The organism is Moorena sp. SIO4A1 (assembly GCF_010672065.1).
GTDB lineage: Bacteria > Cyanobacteriota > Cyanobacteriia > Cyanobacteriales > Coleofasciculaceae > Moorena.
This window is the reverse complement of sequence record NZ_JAAHHX010000759.1, coordinates 1-1390: the sequence shown is the minus strand read 5'-3', so window position 1 is coordinate 1390 and position 1390 is coordinate 1. Positions and strand designations below refer to the sequence as shown.

Below are 1390 nucleotides of genomic sequence, written 5' to 3'. Positions count from 1 at the left end.
CCAGAAAGCCTAACCGGTCAAATCTTTAACGCTCGTCTTAGGTTAAATGATGCTATCAGAGAAAGCAATAACCCAGAGTATGATCAACTAAGGGATTCATTACTAGATAAACTCCATCACCATGTGGCAACAATGGAGAAAGGTAACTTTCTAGTACGCCGACATCTACCGACAGTAGACTATTTTAGCGATCGCACAAACTGGAACAACCTCAACCAGCTCCCATCATCCAGTTCCGCCCTGGGATCCCCCTCCCGTCCCCCTTATCAAGGGGGAGGCCAGAGCAGGATTGAAACCCCATTAAATTCCCCCCTTACTCAAGGGGGGTTAGGGGGGATCCAAACCCTAGCATCCCTCCCCAACGGACTACCCAAAGAAAACGAAGGAAGTAAACGCTTCGATCTACTTTGTCTAAAAATACAACTAGCCATCCTTAAGAAATCCCGTGATTTCATCCAACTCAGAGATAAAGTCAGAGACTTACTAGACCGCCTAGAGGAAAAACAAACCATCCCCATGGTAAAGCAACAACTTCCTCTGATCGAAGAGGTTCGAGAAGAAACATGGTGGTCGGATGTAACCCCCAGTCAGATCGAATCACTGCGAGTTTCCCTCCGCGACCTGATCAAATTCATAGATAAGAAAGAGCAAAATATTATTGTATACACCAACTTTGAGGATGAACTAGGGGAAATCGTAGAGGTAGATGTCCCCAGTCAGCAAACAGGCTTTAGTCGCGAACAATACCACAAGAAGGTAAAAACTTATATTAAGAATAATGAAGACCATATTACCATTGCCAAACTGAAGCGCAATGTCTCTCTGACAGAAGCAGATCTAACTGCCTTAGAAGAAATGTTGTTTACTGCTGAGGAGATTGGAGGACGCGATCGCTTCTTTGAAATGTATGGTCAAGATATAAGTCTCAAACTATTCATCCGTAAAATAGTAGGTTTAGATCGCAATGCTGCTAAGGAAGCCTTTAGCAAATACCTACAAGTAACCAACTTCAGTGCTAATCAGATCCGGTTTGTAGAGACAATCATTGATTACCTAACCCAGAACGGAGTCATGGATCCTGGACTGCTATACGAACCCCCCTTTACCGACCTCCATTATGAAGGACTCGATGGGGTGTTTAACGAGGATGATGCCGACCTAATTATAACCACAGTGCGATCGTTCAATGAAACAGTAGACGAAGGATTTGGTAGTGTAGCATAAACCAGCATTACCTTTACCACCAGCACAGAAACAAGCACTGCCAAGCTACCAGAAGCAACAGAAGTAATAAATAGCGATCGCAATGATGGCAATTGGGATTGCTATGGCACAGGCTTTGGCCTTGGCCAAAAGGCCACGCTACGCGTTTGGCCACGCTGTGCGAACG

1 protein-coding gene is annotated in these 1390 nt (G+C 44.9%); it reads left to right on the top strand.

What is annotated here, in order from left to right; all coding sequences use genetic code 11:
* Positions 1-1224: type I restriction-modification enzyme R subunit C-terminal domain-containing protein (locus F6K53_RS42680; protein ID WP_293086636.1), on the top strand; the 1224-nt coding region annotated here is incomplete at its 5' end.
* Positions 1225-1390: the final 166 nt, after the last annotated feature.